Source organism: Bradyrhizobium jicamae, from assembly GCF_018130215.1.
In the GTDB taxonomy this organism is placed as follows: domain Bacteria; phylum Pseudomonadota; class Alphaproteobacteria; order Rhizobiales; family Xanthobacteraceae; genus Bradyrhizobium; species Bradyrhizobium jicamae_A.
The window spans coordinates 501,842-521,184 of the sequence record NZ_JAFCKQ010000002.1 but is presented as its reverse complement, the minus strand read 5'-3'; the positions used below and the strand labels follow the sequence as shown (position 1 = coordinate 521,184).

The 19,343-nt window shown below is 65.5% G+C and carries 18 protein-coding genes; 8 read left to right on the top strand and 10 right to left on the bottom strand.

What is annotated here, in order from left to right; all coding sequences use genetic code 11:
• Positions 1-4: 4 nt before the first annotated feature.
• The 4 genes from JQ586_RS05405 to JQ586_RS05390 all read right to left on the bottom strand — a co-directional run bounded on the left by JQ586_RS05405 (position 5) and on the right by JQ586_RS05390 (position 4,952).
• Positions 5-1,135 (bottom strand): serine hydrolase, encoded by a 1,131-nt coding sequence (locus JQ586_RS05405; protein ID WP_249147287.1) that lies wholly within the window; start codon positions 1,133-1,135, stop codon positions 5-7.
• 159 nt (positions 1,136-1,294) lie between these two features.
• Positions 1,295-3,517: a fused MFS/spermidine synthase gene (locus tag JQ586_RS05400; protein ID WP_212393446.1), complete on the bottom strand. Its 2,223-nt coding sequence runs from the start codon at positions 3,515-3,517 to the stop codon at positions 1,295-1,297.
• A gap of 156 nt (positions 3,518-3,673) precedes the next feature.
• Complete coding sequence (locus JQ586_RS05395; protein ID WP_212393445.1) at positions 3,674-4,162, bottom strand: YkgB family protein; 489 nt, start codon at positions 4,160-4,162, stop codon at positions 3,674-3,676.
• 154 nt (positions 4,163-4,316) lie between these two features.
• On the bottom strand, positions 4,317-4,952 hold the full coding sequence (locus JQ586_RS05390; RefSeq protein ID WP_212393444.1) for a TetR/AcrR family transcriptional regulator: 636 nt from the start codon (positions 4,950-4,952) through the stop codon (positions 4,317-4,319).
• A 240-nt stretch (positions 4,953-5,192) separates the two neighbouring features.
• Between JQ586_RS05390 and JQ586_RS05385 the strand changes: the two genes are divergently transcribed.
• The 8 genes from JQ586_RS05385 to JQ586_RS05350 are packed head-to-tail and all read left to right on the top strand — an operon-like array spanning position 5,193 to position 13,986.
• A complete protein-coding gene (locus tag JQ586_RS05385; protein ID WP_312016931.1) occupies positions 5,193-6,506 on the top strand; it encodes an FAD-dependent oxidoreductase in 1,314 nt (437 codons plus the stop codon).
• A 5-nt stretch (positions 6,507-6,511) separates the two neighbouring features.
• Positions 6,512-7,369, top strand: a complete 858-nt coding sequence (locus JQ586_RS05380) for an ABC transporter ATP-binding protein (RefSeq protein ID WP_212393443.1) — start codon at positions 6,512-6,514, stop codon at positions 7,367-7,369.
• A complete protein-coding gene (locus JQ586_RS05375; protein ID WP_212393442.1) occupies positions 7,366-8,172 on the top strand; it encodes an ABC transporter ATP-binding protein in 807 nt (268 codons plus the stop codon). The genes JQ586_RS05380 and JQ586_RS05375 overlap by 4 nt, the downstream gene beginning before the upstream one ends.
• Entirely contained in the window at positions 8,172-10,106 is a 1,935-nt protein-coding gene (locus JQ586_RS05370) for a long-chain fatty acid--CoA ligase (protein ID WP_212393441.1), read from the top strand. Before JQ586_RS05375 ends, JQ586_RS05370 begins: the two co-directional genes overlap by 1 nt.
• A gap of 1 nt (position 10,107) precedes the next feature.
• A complete protein-coding gene (locus tag JQ586_RS05365) occupies positions 10,108-10,980 on the top strand; it encodes a branched-chain amino acid ABC transporter permease (protein WP_212393440.1) in 873 nt (290 codons plus the stop codon).
• On the top strand, positions 10,980-12,026 hold the full coding sequence (locus JQ586_RS05360) for a branched-chain amino acid ABC transporter permease (RefSeq protein ID WP_212393439.1): 1,047 nt from the start codon (positions 10,980-10,982) through the stop codon (positions 12,024-12,026). The genes JQ586_RS05365 and JQ586_RS05360 overlap by 1 nt, the downstream gene beginning before the upstream one ends.
• A gap of 30 nt (positions 12,027-12,056) precedes the next feature.
• Positions 12,057-13,229, top strand: a complete 1,173-nt coding sequence (locus JQ586_RS05355; RefSeq protein ID WP_212393438.1) for an ABC transporter substrate-binding protein — start codon at positions 12,057-12,059, stop codon at positions 13,227-13,229.
• A gap of 7 nt (positions 13,230-13,236) precedes the next feature.
• Entirely contained in the window at positions 13,237-13,986 is a 750-nt protein-coding gene (locus JQ586_RS05350; RefSeq protein ID WP_212393437.1) for an NAD(P)H-dependent oxidoreductase, read from the top strand.
• Here the strand turns inward: JQ586_RS05350 and hisC are convergent, their stop codons facing one another.
• The 6 genes from hisC to JQ586_RS05320 all read right to left on the bottom strand — a co-directional run bounded on the left by hisC (position 13,987) and on the right by JQ586_RS05320 (position 19,341).
• Positions 13,987-15,039 carry a histidinol-phosphate transaminase gene (hisC, locus tag JQ586_RS05345; protein WP_212393436.1) on the bottom strand — a complete coding sequence of 351 codons (1,053 nt, stop codon included), beginning with the start codon at positions 15,037-15,039 and terminating at the stop codon, positions 13,987-13,989. It lies immediately after the preceding gene.
• Between the two features lie 79 nt (positions 15,040-15,118).
• Entirely contained in the window at positions 15,119-15,481 is a 363-nt protein-coding gene (locus JQ586_RS05340) for a GNAT family N-acetyltransferase (RefSeq protein ID WP_212393435.1), read from the bottom strand.
• A 182-nt stretch (positions 15,482-15,663) separates the two neighbouring features.
• On the bottom strand, positions 15,664-16,857 hold the full coding sequence (locus tag JQ586_RS05335; RefSeq protein ID WP_212393434.1) for an acyl-CoA dehydrogenase family protein: 1,194 nt from the start codon (positions 16,855-16,857) through the stop codon (positions 15,664-15,666).
• Complete coding sequence (locus tag JQ586_RS05330) at positions 16,854-17,789, bottom strand: alpha/beta hydrolase (protein ID WP_212393433.1); 936 nt, start codon at positions 17,787-17,789, stop codon at positions 16,854-16,856. The genes JQ586_RS05335 and JQ586_RS05330 overlap by 4 nt, the downstream gene beginning before the upstream one ends.
• 1 nt (position 17,790) lies before the next feature.
• Positions 17,791-18,543, bottom strand: coding sequence for an SDR family NAD(P)-dependent oxidoreductase (locus JQ586_RS05325; protein WP_212393432.1), 753 nt, complete (start codon positions 18,541-18,543; stop codon positions 17,791-17,793).
• 3 nt (positions 18,544-18,546) lie between these two features.
• Positions 18,547-19,341, bottom strand: a complete 795-nt coding sequence (locus tag JQ586_RS05320) for an enoyl-CoA hydratase/isomerase family protein (RefSeq protein ID WP_212393431.1) — start codon at positions 19,339-19,341, stop codon at positions 18,547-18,549.
• Positions 19,342-19,343: the final 2 nt, after the last annotated feature.

The window sequence follows — 19,343 nt, the reverse complement described above, 5'->3', positions numbered from 1 at the left end:
CACGTCAAAGCCGCGCAAGCGCGGGCAGGATCCTGTAGCGCGCGATCTCGTGCGGATACTCGCCGCGATTGGCGAGCAACACGATACCGAGCCTGTGCGAGGGCACGAGGCCAACATAGGCCGAGGCGTTGTTGAGGCCGCCTGGCTTGTCGATGACGGTGACGTTGTCGAGACGGACATGCTCCCACGCCATCGCCTGCCCGAACGTCTCGTCGACGCGAAATTGCTCGCGTTCGGTCATCTCCAGCGCCGTGCGCAGCTCGGGATCGATCACCGCGCCGTCAAGACAGGCACGGATGAACGTGCCGAGATCGTGGGTGGAGGAGAACATCTGGCCCGTGCCCGGGAAATCATAATAGCTCTGCTGGTTGCCCGGCGGGCCGATCGGCATGCCCTGATAGGAATAGCCTTGCACCATCCGCTGCATGATCGCGGGCTGCGCCACCGAACGATTGTCCTCGCCGCGTTCCGGAATGAATGTCGAGTTCATGCCGAGCGGTCTGAGGATGCGGCTTTCGATCAGTGCGCTGATCGGGATGCCATAGCGCCGCTCCAGGACGAGCTGCAGCAGAACATAGCCGGCGTGGGTGTAGATGCGCTGCTTGCCCGGCGCTTCTCCCGCCTGCGGGGTCCATGCATTGAGCATCGCGATGAGCTGATCGCGGCTGAACGTTTCGTTCGGCCAGGGCGGATGATCGGTCGGCAGCAGCAGCCCCGACGTGTGCGTGACGAGCTCGCCGATGGTGACGCGACTGACATAATCGCCGTGCAGTTCGGGCAGGTATTTGCTGACGGGATCATCTAGCCGCAACTCGCCGCGCTCGGTGCCGAGCGCCACCAGCGTCGCCTCGAACAGCTTCCGCAGCGAAGCGAGACTGAACAGCGTGTCCGGCGTCACGGGGCGCTTCGTGGCGCCGTCGGCGAAGCCGTAGTCGAAGAATGTCAGCTCGCCGCCGGCATAGACGGCCGCGGCAAGGCCGCCCGGCTCGGCCGCTGTCGCGGTCGGCGCCAGCTCGCGCGTCACGATGTCGCTGATCCTGGCCTGCATGTCGGACTCCGCGCGCGCGTGCGGCGTCGGGGTGATGGATAAGGCCAACAACAGCGCTGCGATCGAGGCCGGGAACCACAGTCTCATGGAAGCTATCATCCGGATGCAGGAGCCTTGAGGCCGGCTCGATGTAACGGTCGAGCCGCAGCGACTGCCTGACCTTACCGTATGGACCGCATGCTCGAATTCACGATTGCGCGCGCTGCAGATCCCGCGGCGCTCTCCGGAGACCCCGTCCGGACACTGCTACTCAAGGTTCAGATAGTAGCGCCACTCGGTCCCCATATTGTCGTCGGTGACGAGGGCCTTGTCCGTGGTTCGCGACAGCAGGGTGGGACACTGCTCGATCATGCTGCCATCGAGGCGATATTCCTGCATCAGCGCGTCGAGAAATTCGCGATCGGCGCGGTCGGTCAAATTGAACTCGGGCTTGCCGTCGATCGTGTAGCTTTCCAGGACCTTCCGCCACCGTTCATAGTTCCAGTCGATCGGGGCGTTCGACGCGACCACGTGGTTCGTGAATCGCGCGCCGTAGGGAAACGCGGTGCAGCCGGTCTTCTCGACCCGTCGCGAAAAGGTCGCGTTGTAGAACATGATGCCGCCAGGATTGAGGTGCCGGCCGACAAGCTGGAGAAACTCGGTCGAAAGCAGGTTCGTCGTGTTGGCGCGGAAATTCCACGTCGTGTTGGAAACGACCGCATCGAACGTGCGTCCGGGATGCCGGTTCAACCAGCGCCGTCCGTCGTCCTCGATGATCGTGACCTTCGGATTGTGCAGCACCGATTGCACCTCGGGCTGCTCCGCGATCAGCCGGGTGTAACCCGGATTGATTTCGACGATGGTGAGCCGTTCGACAAACGGGTTGTTGGCGATGACTTGCGCCCAGGAGCCCGTTGCCAGCCCGATCATCAGCACCTCGCGCGGCGCGGGATGAAACAGGCTGAGCGCAAACGGGCGTATGATGCCGTTGCGATCGGATTTCAGGCTGGTGTTGAAGCGCCCGTCATACATGCCGTTGCCGAACACGGTGCCGTCGGTATCGACCGTGATGACGCCGCTGCGGTTCTCGACCACGCGCGCGAACGGGTGGTCGGATCTCGCATGAGCCTGAAGGTTCTCGAACAGGTTCCGGGAAAGGGGCGGCGCGATGACCGTTCCGGCGCCGAAAACCGCAACGGCGATCGCGACCGCCTTCCCCCGCGCACCAGCCACGGTGCTGGACCTGTAAATCAGGATAAGGGAACACATCGTTCCGATCGCGAGCAACAGCATGCTCATCTGCTGCGAATCGAGATGATTGGCCAGCACAAAGCCGGTGAGGACGGCGCCTGTGGCACATCCGGCGATGTTCGCGCTGTAGAGCAGCGCAGTCTGCATGCCGGCGCGGCCATCCGCGGCGACGCCGAAATGCGACAGGAAAGGCAGCAGCGCGCCCCATTGCCGCCCGATCAGGTAGATGCCGGCCAGCATGATCAGGATCAGGCCGAACCCCGTCCCGGCGCCCTGGGTGACGAGCGGAAGGAAGGCAGCGCCGAACACATTGGCCCAGATCAGGCCCTTGGCCGCCTCGTGGATCGCGTCTGCGGGAGACAGCGTCGCGCAAAGGCGGCTCGCATTGTATGCGCCTCCGGCGATGCCCGCCAGAAAGCCGCACAACACGACGGCGAATGCCATCGAGCTCGATCCGGAAGCAAACGACGCAACGCGAAACAGGAATATCTCGGAGGACAGCGAGACAAACCCGCCGATGGCAGCGAGCAGCATCACGAGCGGAATCGACAGGATCGGTTGCGCCGTGCGCACGCGGGCCGGCGAAACGCGGGTCTCGTCCGCTTCCAGGCGACGATACCAGGCCATGAATGCACCAAGTGCGACCGCGATATTGATCGCGGCGGCGATGCGCACCGCGGCCTGCATCCCGAAATAGGGAAAGATGACGAAGGCGGAGAGCAGGCAGGCCGCGGACGCACCCAGTGTGTTGACGTAGTAGAGCAGCCCGACCGAACGGGCGACCTGGCCCGACGTCCGCACCAGGTGCGAGACCAGGATCGGCAGCGTCGCTCCCATCAGCAGCGTCGGGATCAGGACCAGCAGCAGATTGACCGCGGCGATCGCCGGCAGCGGCCAGTCCAGCGCGAGGTCACCGACCTGCTCGAAGATCGCAAGCGACGCGAGCCCGAAGATTGCGGTCAGCATCTCGATCACGCCGAGCAGCAGCAGCGGCCGCACGGCTCCTCGCCGCGTGATCCATCCACCGGCGAGGCTGCCGAGACCGAGCCCGAGCATGAAGGCTGTCACGACGATGGTCACGGATTCCGTGTTGACGCCAAAGATGCGAAACAGGCTCCGCTGCCAGGTCAGCTGATAGATGAGCGCGGGAACTCCGGAGAAGAAGAACAGGACAGGCAGGATCCGATGCCGCAGCGCCAATGACGCTGAACCGGTCGCCGACATTTCAAGGGCGGTCACGTTCAACTCCCAGCCGAGGGAGGTGTTTGATTAGCAATAAATCGTCAATCAACGGTTGCGGCCGCGAATTGGATTCGAGTGACCGACGCCTGCCCGCGGGTTCCGCAATCGATGGGTCCAGATAGCCGAGCGGACGAGGTATCAGGATACGGCAATCTATTCAATGCGCAACGGAACCACCGAGCGCGGTAACGATGCCATGAACAGCACCACGCAGACGCAGAGCAGGACGATGTCCTTGAAGATGAATTCGCCGGTCAGATTCCAGGCCATCGGATCCGTCGACAGGCTCCACCTCACGACACCCGGCGTCGTGAAGAAGAACGACCATGTGATCGCGAAGGTAACGACCCCCATCAACGAGCCGATCGCCGACAGGATCGGGCTGAACGCACCGGCCGCGAGCAGCGCAGCGATACAAAGCTCGACCACCCCGAGGACATAGGCCTCTCCCCTCACGCCGAACACTGACAGCCACGAGACGAACGGGCTGTTGCTGATGAATTGGACGATGCCCTGCGCAGACTGCGGCGTAAACTTCTGCATGCCGAACGAGACGAAGATGACGACCATCACCCAGCGCAGAAGCGCAAGCAGACGATAGGACCCATCACCGATTTCGGCGACGTTGAAAGACTGGTTCATGTGGAGGTTTGTTCCATGCTGCGTTTGATCCCGGCCACCGCGTGCGGCGGCGCACATGACAGCTCATACGCAAGGCGCCGCGCCGCGTTACGCACGGGAGGCGATCGCAGCCTTCACGATGATGTGCAGACGAGGTGACGAGCGTGGGTGCAGCTCAGGCGCGCTGGCGCTGAGGCTTGGCCGCATCCTTCGCAGGCAGCGGCATGGTGAAGCCGTACAGGAACAGGTCCACCACCATGTCGGCGAATTCCCTGGGATCGATCCCGCCCTTCGGGTCGTACCAGGTGTGGCTGAAATTCAGGATGCCGAACAGCATCATGCTGTAGATCTTCTTGGTACGCTTGACGATCTTGCCTTCCTTGTCGAGCCGGATCAGCAGGTCAGAGATCATGTCCACCAATTGGCGTTCCAGCGCCTTGATGGCGTCCTGCTCGGCCTCGCCGAGGAATGACAGGTCGTTCAGGATCACACGCTGCTCATCGCTGGAGCGCGCGTTGAGCTCGACGACGGCCTGGATCGCGGCACGAAACTGCTCCAGCGTGCTCGCCTTGCCGGCCATCGCGGCCTCGACATCCGCGATCATCTCGCGGATATGCGCATCGAGAATCGCGAACAGGATCGCTTCCTTGGAGTCGAAATAGTGATACAGCGCGCCGCGTGACAGCTTGCAGGCATCGGCAAGGTCCGCGATCGACGCGCGCATATAGCCTTGCCGGGCGAACAATCCGCAGGCGGTGGCGAGGATGCCCCGCGCAATGTCGTCGTAGTTCTCCGAGCGCGTCCGCGCCATCGCCGTCTCTCTTCCAAACCGGGCGCCGCCACCGGGCGACCCTGTCTCTCTATACTACCGCCGCGCCTGCGACTGCCCTCGTCTGCACGCCATCCACCAGAACTCGCTCCTGCTCCGCGGCGGCCCTCTGCGTCAAAAAATAATTTGAACGACCGGTCGGATTATATTATCGTGCCCGCCGTCAAGCAAGCAGATCGCGCGCACGCCGGGGCCAACCGGCGGCAACGAGGGAGGCTGTTCGTGGAAGCTCTGAAGGTCGATGCTGTCGTGATCGGAGCCGGCGCAGGCGGGCTGTGTGCCGCCGCGCGCCTTGCCCATGGTGGCCTGCACACGCTGGTCGTCGACGACAAGGATCGGCTCGGCGGCCGCGCCTCGACCGAGGAGATCGACGGCTTCAAGGTCAATATCGGCGCGATCGCGATCGAGTTCGGCGGCGTGTTCGAGGAAACCTTCCACACCGTCGGCGCACCGCTCGACATCCGCGCACCGGAGCCTGCGAGCTCGTTCTTCATCGACGGCAAGCTGATCGACGTCGGCCGCGGCGGCTGGTCGCTGCTGCTCGGCCAGCTGACGAAACAGGCATCGCGGATCCTGGAGAAATTCGCCGACGCCCGCTCCGGGAATCTGCCCGACGGGCGGCAATCGACCGAGGACTGGCTGAAGGGCTACACCGGCAACGCCACCGTGCACGCGATCTTCCGCAATCTTTGCGCCGCGATCTTCGCCTGCAACGCCGCCGAGCTGCCGGCGCGCGCGTTCCTCACCTATTTCACCAGCAAGGGCGCCTTCAAGAAGTTCGGCTTCTGTCCGCAAGGCACGATCGGCGTCTGGAACAGCCTCGGCTCGGCAATCCGGCGCAACGGTGACATCTGGCTCGGAACGCCGGCGACGGCGATCCACACCACTGATGGCCGCGTCGAAGGCGTCACCGTCGCAAGGGACGGGAAACAGCTGCGGATCGACACCGGTCTCGTGATCAGCAATGCCGGGCCGAAAGCCACCGTCGCGCTCGCAGGTGAAGCCGCCTTCCCCGCGGATTACATCGCAAAAGTGAAGGACGTGCTTCGCCCGGCCGCCAACATCGTCATCAATATCGCGAGCCGCGAGCCGCTGATCGGCCATCCAGGCATCGTCACCTTCGGCAAGACGCGCCGGCTCTGCAACATGGCGAATCTCTCCGCGACCTGCCCGGAACTGGCGCCATCGGGCTGGCATCTCTATGTCGCCTACGCCGTGCCCGTCCCCGCGCTCGGCGATTTCGACGAGGATACCGAGGTCGAACTCGCGCTTGCCGATCTCCGCGACCAGTTCGCCAATTTCGATCAGGCCAGGATCCTCTCGATCCGGGTGATGCGCGATGACTGGCCGGCGCAACGCAGCTGCGCCGGCTACGACCTGCCGCGGGAGACCGGCATCGCGGGCCTGTGGTGCGTCGGCGATGCGGTGAAGCAGTATGGCAATGGCGGCACGCAGGCCTGCGCCGAGACCGCGAAGATCGTCACCGATGCGATCCTCGCGGCGCGCCCTCGCGTGCCGCAGGCCGGCCGGGTCTGAGCGCGGTGCCGACGACGCTGCCGACATCGACGCATGCGGCGGCCACGCCGCAGGCCGTTCCCGAACGGGATTGTCTGCTCGAATTCCGCAACATCCGCATCCTCTACGACAATGCGATCGAGGCGATCCGCGACGTCTCGATCGCGGTGCCCGACGGCGGCATCGTCGCCCTGCTCGGCTCCAACGGCGCCGGCAAGTCGACGCTGCTGAAGGCGATGTCGGGCATCCTCTACACCGAAGAGGGCGTGATCGAGAACGGCAGCGTCCGATTCCGTGGCGAGGACGTGCATCATCTCGGTCCCGACGAGCTGGTCCGCCGCGGCATCGTGCAGGTGCCGGAGGGCCGCCGCGTGTTCGCGGCGCTGACCATCGACGAAAACCTGCAAATGGGCGGCTACACCAGGACCAATGCCGAGGCACGCGAGCGCCGCGACAGGGTGTTCGCGCTGTTTCCGCGGCTCCACGAGCGACGCGACCAGATCGCCGGCTACATGTCCGGCGGCGAGCAGCAGATGCTCGCGATCGGTCGCGCGCTGATGACCGATCCCGCCTTGCTCGCGCTTGACGAGCCGTCGCTCGGCCTCGCGCCGCTGATCATCGACCGCATCTACGAGGTGATCGTCCGCCTGCGCGACGAATTGAAGATGACGGTGCTGCTGGTCGAGCAGAATGCCCAGCGCGCGCTCGACATCGCCGACTACGGCTACATCCTCGAGACCGGCCGCGTCGTGCTCGACGGTCCGTCGAAAAAGCTCGTCGCCAACGAGGATGTCCAGGAATTCTACCTCGGCATCTCCGCGTCGGGCCGCAAGAGCCTGCGCGACGTCAAGCACTACAAGCGCCGCAAGCGGTGGCTGTCGTGACCGCGCTGCTCGCGATCGAGAACCTGTCAAAGCGCTTCGGCGGCCTGCAGGCCGTCGCCGACGTCAGCCTGCAAGTCGCGCCGGGCGAGATCTGCAGCGTGATCGGCCCGAACGGCGCCGGCAAGACCACGCTGTTCAACATGATCTCGGGCGTGCTGCGGCCCAGCAGCGGCAGCATCGGCTTCGACGGCATCGATCTCGCCACCATCCCGCCGTGGCGGTTCGCCGCCGCCGGCATCGGTCGCACCTTCCAGAACCTGGCCCTGTTCAAGCACGGCACCGTGGTCGAGAACATCCTGACCGGCCGCCACACCCATCTGCGCTCGACCGTGCTCGATGCCGTGCTGTGGTTCGGCCGCACCCGCCGCGAGGAAATCTCGGCGCGGCAGCGGGTCGAGCACATCATCGAATTCCTCGAGATCGAGCACATCCGGGACGCCGTCGTCGGCACGCTGTCCTACGGCCAGCAGAAGCGCGTCGAGCTCGCCCGGGCGCTCGCCTGCGAGCCTAAACTGCTGCTGCTCGACGAGATGGTTTCCGGGATGAACCAGGAGGAGACCGAGGACATCGCGCGCTTCGTGCTCGACATCCGCGACGAACTCGGCATCACCGTCCTGATGATCGAGCACGAGATGCGCATCGTGATGGACATCTCCGACCGCGTCCATGTGCTCAATTTCGGCCGCAAGATCGCCGAGGGCACGCCCGACGATATCCGGCGCGATCCCGCTGTCGCCGAGGCCTATCTCGGCGGCAATCGCGCCGCGACAACCGCCCGGACAACGACCGGGGCAGACGCCTGATGTCGACGCTGGACAGCCTGCGCACCGCCCACCCGCCGCTGCAGGCGAACGCCGCGCGCAGCGTGGCGCCGACCGATAGCGCTTCGTTCCGCTCGGCGCTGCAGGACGCCGCCATCACCATCCCGCAATTGCTGCGGCAGCGCGCCGCGATGCACGGCGAGGCGCTGGCGCTGCGTGACAAGGATTACGGCATCTGGAATCCCTGTTCCTGGCGGCATTACTACGAGACGGCACGCGCCGTCGCGCTCGGCCTGCTGTCGCTCGGCATCAAGCCCGGCGATCGCGTTGCGATTGCCGGCGAGAACACGCCGGAATGGTTCTATGCCGATCTCGGCGTCCAGATGATCGGCGCCGTCGCGGTCGGCATCTATCCCACCAATCCCTGGGTCGAGCTGCAATACATCGTCAGGCATTCCGGTGCCCGCATCGTCGTCACCGGCGACCAGGAGCAGACCGACAAGGTGCTGGAGGCGATGGCGGGCAATGGCGGTCTGCCCGACCTGGACGCCATCGTCTGCATCGACATGAAGGGCCTGCGCCACTACCGCCGGTCCGAGCTGATGTCGTTCGAGGCGCTCTGCGCGCGCGGCGGGTCGTATGCGCAGGAGAAGCCCGAGGCCAACGCCACGCTGGACCGCCTGATCTCGCAGGGCGCACCCGACGACGTATGCATCCTCGTCTACACGTCAGGCACGACGGGCCCGCCGAAGGGCGCGATGCTGACCCACCGCAACCTGGTCTACGCGGCCTACACATATGCGAAAACCGTAGGCATCACCGACACGCCCTTCGAGGCGGTGAGCTATCTGCCGCTGTGTCACGTCGCCGAACGCTGCTACGGCACCGTGACGCATCTCGTGCTCGGCGGCACCGTCTCCTTTGCCGAATCGATCGACACGGTAGCGATCAACATCCGCGAGATCGCGCCGACCTTCTTCGTCGGCGTGCCCCGCATCTACGAGAAGCTGCAACAGGGCTTTCTGTTCCGGCTCGGCGAAAGCGGCAGGCTGCGGCAGCGCTTCACACGAGCCTGCCTCGCCTGGGGCCGCACGCTGTCCGACCGCCGGCAGGTCGGCAGAGACGGGCTGCTCGATCATGCCGCCTACGCCCTGCTCTATCTCCTGATGTTCCGCAATCTGCAGCGCCATCTCGGCTTCGCCCGCAGCCGCCACCGGCTGTGCGCGGGCGCGTCGATCTCGCCGGAAACGCTGCGCTTCTTCGACATCATCGGCCGGCCCGTGTCGCAGGGCTACGGCCTCACCGAAAGCGGCGGCGTCGCCTTCATCCAGACCGGGAGCCATCACCGGCTCGGCGGCTGCGGCGTGCCGCTGCCGCAGACCGAGTGGAAGTGCGACGCCGACGGCGAGATCCTGCTGCGCAATCCCGGAATCTTCAAGGGCTACTTCCTCGACGAGAAGGCCTCGACCGCCTCGCTCGAGCCTGACGGATGGCTGCGAACCGGCGACATCGTGGAGGTGCTGGACAATGGCGAGATCGCCGTGGTCGACCGCAAGAAGGCGATCATCATCACCGCCGGCGGCAAGAACATCGCGCCGTCCGAGATCGAGAACGCGCTGAAGGACTCCGAATTCATCAAGGAAGCCATCGTGGTCGGGGAGGCCAGGAAGTATCTCGGCGCCATCGTCCAGGTCGACTACGACAATGTCGGCCGCTGGGCCCGCGACCGCGCGCTGGCCTACACCAACTACAAGTCATTGTCGCAGCTTCCCGAGGTTCGTGAGCTGGTCGAGCGTATCGTCAACGACACCAACAAGCGGTTCGCCCGGGTCGAGAACATCAGGCGTTTCGCGATCCTCGAGAAGGAGCTCGACCACGACGACGGCGAATTGACGGCCACGCAGAAGGTGCGACGCGCCATGATCGAGAAGAAGTTCGCGCGCGAGCTCGCCATCATCTACCCGGCGGAGGGCTGACATGCAGTATCTGCTGCAACTCCTGATCTCCGGCCTTGCGATCGGCGCGATCTACGGCCTGATCGCGATGGGCTTCGCCGTGATCTACAAGTCGACGGGCCTGGTCAATTTCGCGCAGGGCGAAATGACCATGATCACGGCCTATGTCGCCTGGACGATCTCGACGACCGTCAGCGGCAACGTGTTCGTGGTCGCGATCGGCGCGATCCTCGCTGCTGTCGTGCTCGGCCTCGTCATCGAGCGCGTCGTGATGCGGCCGATGCTGGGCGAACCCGTGTTCGCCACCGTGATGGTGACGATCGGGCTCGCGGTGATCCTGCGCTCGGCGATCAACTTCATCTGGGACGCCTATCCGCACGGCCTCGATGTCGGCATGGGCCGCGGCATTGCGCATCTCGGCGGCATCGGCGTGCGCACCGGCCAGATCGCGGTCATCGTGACGCTGCTTCTGCTGCTCGCGGCGATCTGGGCGTTCTTCCGCTACAGCAAGATTGGCGTCGCGATGCGCGCGGTGGCGGCCGACGACCGCACCGCGCTCCTGATGGGCATCAGCGCCAAGAAGGTCCATGCGCTGGCGTGGGCCGCCTCCTCGGTGATTTCAGGCATCGGCGGGGTGTTCTTCGCGCTGTCCTACGACCTGTCGCCGGCAATGTTCCAGCTCGGTCTGAAGGCGTTTCCGGCCACGATCCTCGGCGGCCTCGATGCCGTGCTCGGCTCCGGCCTCGGCGGGCTCCTGATCGGCATCACCGAGAACCTCGCCGGCGGCTATATCGGCTCCGGCACGAAGGAGGTCGCGGGCTTCGCGATGATCATCGTGGTCCTGATGGTCCGCCCGTTCGGCATCTTCGGCGAACGCGACATCGAGAGGGTCTGATGCGCACCGGCGATTACAAGCAGACCTATGGCGAACTCGTCGCGCTGGTCGATTCTCCACCGGTCTGGCTGTGGTCGGCGGTGCTGGTGCTGGCGCTGATCGCGGCACCGCATGTGCTGAACTCCTACGCGCTGTCGCTCCTGACCGTCATCCTGATCACGGCGACCGGCGCGCTCGGCCTCAACATCCTGACCGGCTACACCGGACTGATCTCGCTCGGCCATGTCGGCTTCCTCGTCACGGGCGCCTACGCCTATGCGGTCCTGGTCGCCAAATACCAGATGCATCCGCTGATCGGCCTGCTCGGCGCCGGCGTGGTGCCGGCGGCTGCCAGCCTGGTCGTCGGCGCGCCGTCGCTGCGGCTCAAGGGCCTCTATCTTGCCATCACCACGCTGGCCTTCTCCTTCATCATCAACACCGCGATCCTGGAGATGCGCTGGCTCACCAACGGCGCGCGCGGCATCTCCGTGCAGCGGCCACAGATGTTCGGCGTCAGCTTCGACGGCGACGCCGCGTTCACCTATCTCTGTCTGGCAATCGCAACGCTGACGCTGTTCGCCACCCTCAATATCCGCCGCAGCCGCGTCGGCCGCGCCTTTGTGGCGATCAGGGACAACGACACCGCCGCCCGCGTGATGGGCATCAACCTGCACGCCTACAAGCTGCTCGCCTTCGTCACGTCGGCCTTCATCACCGGCATCGCCGGCGCGTTGTACGGCCTCTATCTGTCCTTCGTCAGCGTCGAGGGGTTCCCGTTCCTGCTTTCGATCGAGGCGCTGGCGATCCTGATCGTCGGCGGGCTCGGCTCGGCGCTCGGCGCCGTGCTCGGCACCATCCTGATCGGGCTGCTGCCCGAGGCGACGCGGATCATCCTCGGACTGTTCAGCGCGCAGATGGACGCTCTCTTCACCACCGGTGCACAGGAACTCAAGAGCATGCTCTACGGCCTCGTCATCATCCTGTTCCTGCGCTTCCAGCCGCGCGGCCTGGTCGGCGCGTGGCACGACATCAGGCGGACCTGGGTGCACTGGCCGCTGCGCTACTGACAGGAACAAGCACATCATGAGGAGGATACGATGATCAGACATCCGGCGTTCGCGGCGCTGCTGCTTTCGACCGCCTGCCTTGCGGCCTGTCTTGCCGCCCGTCCGGCGCGCGCCGCCGACCCCGGCATCACCGACACCGAGATCCTGATTGGCGATGTCGAGCCGCTGACCGGACCGCCCGCGCTGCTCGGCGTCGCCGCCTCGATCGGTCACAAGATCGCCATCGCCGAAGCCAACGCCGCCGGCGGCATCAACGGCCGCAAGATCAAATATGTGCTGGAAGACGACGGCTACGTCACCGCGCGCACCATACAGGGTGTCAAGAAGGTGATCGATGTCGACAAGGTCTTTGCCATGCTCGGCATATCAGGCTCCGGCCAGTCGATCGCGGTCATGCCCGTGCTGGAGAAGGCCGGCATCCCGACCGTGATCGACGTCGCGCCGGTCAAGTTCCTGTGGGAGCCGCCGCGCAAGAACGTGTTCGTGATCGGGCAGTCCTACGAGGAGGGCATCATCCACCTCGTCAACTATCTGGCCGACAAGAATCCCGGCAAGAAATGGGGCCTCATCACCCAGGACGACGATTACGGCGTCACCGTGCGCGACGGCTTCGACTCTGTCGTGAAAGCGAAGAAGCTGAACGTCGTCTACAGCGGCAATTACAAGAAGGGCCAGCAGGACTTCTCGTCCGACATGCTGCAGCTCAAGGAATCCGGCGCCGAGGTATTTCTGGCCGGCGGCATCATCGCCGAGAACATCGCGATGATGAAGGAGCTGGAAAAACTCGGCGTCAAGCCGGTGACCGGCATCTTCTGGCCCGGCCGCATCGAGCCGGTGCTCAAGCTGATGGGCCCGGCGGGCGACGGCATCTATGCGGTCGACTATGTCGAACCGTTCGCCGGCGCCGCTGGCAAGGCGTTCCTCGACAAGGCAAAGCCATTGGTGTCGGAGGCCGAGTTCAAGGGCATCAACCGCTACACCATGACCGGCTATGCCGCGGCGAAGGTGCTGATCGCGGCGATCGAGCGCTGCGGCAAGGAGCCGAGCTGGGCCTGCACCATCGCGGAGCTGGAGAAGACCAAGGATGTCGCGACCGGCGTGATGGCGCCGATCAGCTTCGGCCCCGGCGTGCGCTTCTCGAACCAGAAGCTCCAGATCATGCAGGCCGATACGGCGACCTTGAGCTTCAAGCCGGTGAATTGAGGGCGTCATGAAGGTCCTGATCGTCTATGCTCACCAGGAAGCACAGTCGTTCAACAGCGCCCTCCTGGCGCGGTCTGTCGCAGAGCTGACCGCGCACGGGCACGCGGTCAGGATCTCCGATCTCTACGCGATGCGCTTCAATCCGGTCGCGACCGCGGACGATTTCGCCGAGCGCCGGTTTCCCGACCGGCTGCAATATGATCGCGAGCAGAAGCACAACTTCCAGCGCCGCTCGCTCAGCTCCGACATTGTCGCCGAGATCGAGAAGCTGCTCTGGTGCGATCTCCTGATCCTCCAGTTTCCGTTATGGTGGTTCTCCGTTCCCGCCATCATGAAGGGCTGGATCGATCGCGTCTTCGTCAATGGCGCCATCTATGGCAGCGGGCGCCGCTACGACACCGGCGGCCTCGATGGGCGCCACGCCATGGTCGTCACCTCGACTGCGGCCTATCCCGGCATGTGCGCGCCCGACGGTCTGGTCGGAGCGCTGGACGTGATCCTGTGGCCGATCCAGAACGGCATGCTCGCCTATGCCGGCTGCAAGGTGCTGCCGCCCTTCGTGTCCTGGTCGGTCAACTTCGTCGACGAAGCAACACGGCAGCGCTATCTCGACGACTACGCCGAGCGGATACGCCGCATCGAGACCACCAAGCCGCTGTTCTTCCACCCGCTCGCGGATTTCGGCGCAGACTGGCGGCTCAAGCCGGGCGTGACGGCGAAAACCGTCGGTCAAGGCCGGCCGATGAGCCCGGCGTAATCAGACCAGCTCGCGAAGCAGCGCGATCAGTCGGCCACACTCCTCGTCGGTGCCGATGGTGATGCGCAGGAAATCCGCGATCCGCGGCTTGCTGAAATGCCGTACCAGCACGCCCCGCTCGCGAAGCCCGCCGGCAAGATGTGCGCCGCCGCGGCCCGGATGGCGTGCGAAGACGAAATTCGCGGCGGACGGCAGGACCTCGAAGCCGAGCGTGGTGAGATCGCGGACCAGCGTCTCGCGGGTCGCCATGATGCGGCGGCGCGTCTCCTGAAACCAGGCGTCGTCCTCGATCGCGGCGACCGCGCCGGCGATGGCGAGGCTGTCGAGCGGATAGGAGTTGAAGCTGTCCTTCACCCGCTCCAGCGCATCGATCAGCGGCCGCTGCCCGATGGCAAACCCGACCCTCAGCCCCGCCAGGGACCGCGCCTTGGAGAACGTCTGGACCACCAGCAGATTGTCGTGCCGTTTCACCAGCGGCACCGCAGTCTCGGCGCCGAAATCGACATAGGCCTCGTCGAGCACAACGAGCTGATCGGGATGCTCGGCCAGCAGCGCCTCGATCGCCGTGCGGGGAAGCGCGATGCCGGTCGGCGCGTTCGGATTGGGCAGCAGGATCGCGCTGCATGGCCGCCGATAGTCGGCGATCTGCACCCGCATCTCCGGATCGAGCGGCACCGTCTGGTAATTGACGCCATAGAGGCCGCTATAGACCGGGTAGAAGCTGTAGGTGATGTCGGGAAACAGCAGCGGCGCATCATGCTTCAGGAGGGCCTGGAATGTGTGGGCCAGCACCTCGTCCGAGCCGTTGCCGACGAAGACCTCCTCGGGCGCGACATCGTAGCGCGCCGCGATCGCCTCGCGCAGACGGGTGGCGTGCGGATCCGGGTACAGCCGCAGCCGCTCGGTCGCCGCCGTGATTGCCGCCAGCGCACGCGGCGACGGCCCATAGGGGTTCTCGTTGGTATTGAGCTTGATGACGCCGCCCTGCTTGGGCTGCTCACCCGGCACGTAGGGCGAAAGCGTATGGACGACCGGGCTCCAGAAGCGACTCATGATCTCTGATCCAGGGGAAGATCAGATCACACTAAGGCAAGCAGGGGGCCTGCGAAAGCCCGCTCTCGCGCCGGCCCGTTCAGGGAGCAGGGATCGTGAACGCGAACATGGAGAGCTGGACGTCGGGAGAAAATACGAACGGCGTCATGCCGATCTTGGTGGCACCGAGGCGGCTGTAGAAATCCACTGCGTGCGGGTTCGAAAAGATCATGATGACACTTCCCGCCATCCGTCTCGAATGCTCAATGGCGGTCGCGAACAACCGTGTGCCAAAGCCGCTTCGCGCACAGGCTGGATCGACGAAAATGCCCTCGAGGAGAATGAGGCCGCCCATCCCGGTCGGTCTCAAGGCCATGTAACCTCGTGCAGCGCCCAGTTCGTCCTCGGCGACAAAGACCAATCCGGCCGCGATCAAGGCAAGGTTGACCTTGAGCGCCGGCATGAACCGGGAGATCGCTCCGTCGTCGTATCCATCGCGCGTCGTCGCCCGTACCGCGATTTGCGTAAGCTCGTCGGCCTCGTCAACGCGTGCCGGCCTCACTCGACTGCATGCCATTGCCGTCTCCTGCCCTTGCCAGGCTCAGATAGCCGGCAAAGGGCGGATTGCAAGTCCGAGCCAGCGTCTCACATCCGCTTGGCGACCTCTTCCAGCATCACCTCGGTGGCGCCGCCGCCGATGGTCAGCACACGGGCATCGCGCACCATGCGCTCGATCGGCGTGCCGCGCATGAAGCCCGAGCCGCCATGCAGTTGCAGGCAGCCATGCACGACGTCGTGCAGCACCTCCGGTGACAGCGCCTTGACCATCGAAACCTCGCGCAGGCATTCCTGCCCGGCTTGCGCAAGCTCGGCGGCATGATAGGCCAGCTGCCGCGCCGCGGCTGCCTTCGCCGCAAGCTGGGCGAGTTTCAGCCGCACCGCCTGCTGGTTCCAGAGTGGACCGCCGAACGCCTGCCGCGTCTTCACGTAATTCGTCGTCAGTTCGATCGCCTTGGCAGATTCGCCGGCACAGATGCCGCCGATCACGATGCGCTCGTTCTGGAAGGTCTCCATGATGCCATAAAAACCCTTGTTCTCCTCGCCGAGCAGGTTCTCCAGCGGCACCCGAACGTCCTGGAAGGCGATTTCGGCGGTGTCCGAGCAGAGCCACCCATGCTTGTCGAGCTTGGTCGCCGTAACGCCCGGCGTCCTGCGCTCGACGATGAACAGCGAGATGCCGCGGCTTCCCTTGGCATGCGGATCGGTCCGAGCCGCGACAATCAGGATGTCACCATAGACGGCGTTGGTGATGAACATTTTTGCGCCGTTGATCACCCAGCTGTCGCCGTCGCGGACCGCGCGTGTCTTCAGGCCGGCGACATCGGAGCCCGCATCCGGCTCGGTCACCGCGATCGAGCAGATCGTCTCGCCGCGGATGATCGCCGGCAGGTATTTGCGCTTCTGCTCCGGCGTGCCGCGCAGCGTGATGTGCACCGCCGACATGTCGGAGTGCACCAGGGTCGACGAGGTGAAGCCGCCGAAGCTCGAGCGGCCGAGTTCTTCGGCGAACACCATCGAGGCCAGCGGGCCCATCTCGGTGCCGCCATATTCGGCCTCGTGGCGCATGCCAAGGAAACCCAGCGCGCCCATGCGGCGAAAGATCTCGCGCGGGATCTTGCCCTCGCGCTCCCAGGCTTCCGCGTGCGGCACCACTTCCTTCTCGACGAAGCGGCGAACCTGCTCGCGCAGCATGCGCAGCTCCTCGGGCAAGCCTGGCTGCTCCGAGAACTGGAATTCGGCTTCAACGAGCTGGCGCGGGTCCGATGTCATGACGTTCATTGTGACGCCTTCCGATGACCGATGTGAAGATGCTTGCGCAGGAAATCCGCCAGTGACGCGAGAGCTTCCGCAGCTTGCGGAATCTGCGGGAACATCTGGAACACGTGGATCATGCCGTTCCATATCTGCAGCTCGACCTCGACGCCGGCGGCCTTCGCCTTTGCCGCGAGGCCGGTCGCATCGTCGCGCACGGTTTCGCGGTCGCCCGCCTGCACCAACAGCGGCGGCAGGCCGTCGAGATCGGCATAGAGCGGCGAGGCCAGCGGGTCGCGCGGGTCGCCATCCCTGCCGAGATAGGTCTTCGCAAGCGCCAGGATCATCCCGCGCTGGTGGACCGGGTCGGCTGCGGCCCTGGTCTCATAGCTTGCGCCGGTCGCAGCCAGATCGGTCCAGGGCGACATCAGTGCGCCCGCTGCCGGCAACGGCACGCCGCGGTCGCGCGCAGCCAGCATGGTGCCCAGCACGAGATTGCCGCCGGCGGAGTCGCCCGCAAATGCAATGTCGGCCGGCCGCAGGCCCTGATCACGCAAGTGCCGATAGGCGGTCAGTGCGTCATCCAGCGCCGCCGGGAAGCGATGCTCGGGCGCCAGTCGGTAATTGATCGCGAGCACGCGGCAACCTGACGCCACGGCGATCCTGGCGATCAGGTCTCGATGCGATTCGACCGAGCCAATCCGAAAGCCGCCGCCATGGAAATAGAGGATGGCCTTGTCGCGCGGCGTGTCCGCCGGCTCGATCCACTCGCCATCGACGCCGCCGGCCGAGACATGGCGGCACGATACCGGCGCCAAGCAGCCGGCAAAGGCCGCGTCCCAATCTCTGCGCATCTGCGCCACCGTCGTATCGCGTGTCCAGCCGCGATAGATCGCACGCAGGCGCTCGATGGCGCGCTCGACCGGCATCGCGGCGATATCGTCGGCTGGGTTGCCCATCTCAGCCGCCGATCCCCATGCCGCCGGAGACGCCGAGCGTCTCGCCAGTGATATAGGCCGCCTGATCGGACGCCAGGAACAGCGCGGCGGCGGCAATCTCCTCCGGTTCGCCGAGCCGGCCCAGCAGTGTCGCGCCCGTCATCGCCTGCAAGATCCTGTCGCCGCCGGCGGCGACGGCCTGCTCGAGCATCGGCGTCCGGATCGGCCCGGGCGCAATTGCGTTCGCCGTGATGCAGTAACGCGCGTTCTCGCGCGCGATGCTTTTTGTAAAGGCGATTACGCCGCCCTTGGCCGCTGAGTAGACCGCGCCACCCCTGGAACCGAGCCGCGCCGCTTCCGATGTGATGTTGATGACGCGCCCGAAACGGGCTGCCTGCATCGCCGGCAGCGCCGCCTGGGTGCAGGCAAGCACCGAGGTCAGATTGACCGCGATCAGCCGCGCCCAATCCTCCGACGTCGTGTCGGTGAAGAAGGCATGCTGATCGATCCCGGCGTTGTTGACCACGATGTCGAACGGACCATCCCGGGTCATCACCGCCTGCACCGCCGTCACGTCGCTGACGTCGAGGCCCGCAGCGACGGCGTTAATCTCATGCGCAAGCGCCGACGCCGCCGCGACGTCGAGATCGGCAAGCACGACCCTCGCGCCTGCGCCAGCAAAGCCGCGCGCGATCGCGGCGCCAATGCCGCGCGCGCCGCCGGAGACGAACGCGCGGCGGCCGTCGAGACGCCCGAATGGCAGGGCACCGGCCATGTCTCAGCGTCCCCTGAAGTTCGGCTTGCGCCGCTCGATGACCGCGGCAAGCCCTTCGCGGGCGTCGGCCATGCCGGAGAGTTCTGCGACCGTGCGCGCCTCCTCCGACAGGCACTGCTCGATGCTGGTGCCGGTGCCGGCCCACACCAGCCGCTTGGTCGCGGCCAGCGCCTTCGGCGCACCGGCCGCAAGCTCCCGCGCCAGGTTCAGCGATGCGTCGACGAGCTCGGCATCAGGCACGACCCTGGTGACGATGCCGATTTGCAGCGCCTCCGCAGCCGATATCACGGGATTGGTCAGGAGGATCGACATCGCCCGCCGCAGGCCGACCAGCCGCGACAGCGTGACCGAGACGCCGGCATCCGGCGCCATCGCCACCCGCGTCGCGCCGGCGAGGAATTTTGCGGACTCCGCCGCGATGACGATGTCGGACGCACAGACGAGGCCGAAGCCGCCGCCACCTGCCGCGAAACCCTGCACCGAGGCGATCACGGGCGCCTCGAGCCGCAACAGGCCCGTCACCGCGTTCTGAAGATACGCGGTCGCCTGCCTGATATAGTCCGGCAGCTTGTCGCCTTTGGATGCAAAGGCCCTGACATCGCCGCCGGCGCAGAAATTGGTTCCCTCGCCGCTCAGCAGAACCACGCGCAGGTCCGACCGCCCGTGGCAGGCCATGATGGCGTCGCACAGCGCGCTCAAGAGTTCGACGCTCATGCCGTTCGCCGCATCGGGCCGGTTCAGCCGCAGCCGCGCGATGCCGTCGGTGATGTCGAGCAGAACGGGGCCCTTGTCGATCATGG